Origin of the sequence: Frankia sp. Mgl5 (assembly GCF_023242985.1) — a bacterium.
Taxonomy (GTDB): domain Bacteria; phylum Actinomycetota; class Actinomycetes; order Frankiales; family Frankiaceae; genus Parafrankia; species Parafrankia soli.
This window is the reverse complement of record NZ_JALKFY010000097.1, coordinates 1-278: the sequence shown is the minus strand read 5'-3', so window position 1 is coordinate 278 and position 278 is coordinate 1. Positions and strand designations below refer to the sequence as shown.

General features: G+C 54.7%; 1 pseudogene. It reads right to left on the bottom strand.

Annotation, left to right across the window (positions count from 1 at the left end):
* Positions 1–252: pseudogene (locus tag MXD62_RS08530) on the bottom strand (hypothetical protein); the annotation flags it as partial.
* Between the last annotated feature and the right edge of the window lie 26 nt (positions 253–278).

The window sequence follows — 278 nt, the reverse complement described above, 5'->3', positions numbered from 1 at the left end:
AATATGGTCGATCTGAGCCACCTGTGCCTGCAACGAATCGATTGCTCCCACACCCTTTGCTGTCTGGACGATCACATGTCCGGCAAGTTCGCGTGGAATCGGCACACCAAGCCAGGATAACACCGTCGGCAGCAAATCCAGCCCGCTGACAAGCCCGCCCTGTCTCGTTGTCGACGAGGTAAGCATGCCCTCCCCACTCTTCTCGTTCCACAATAACAACGGTGTGAGCAGTGATTTTTCCTTTAACGCCACCTCATTTACCAGCGGCGAAGTGACAA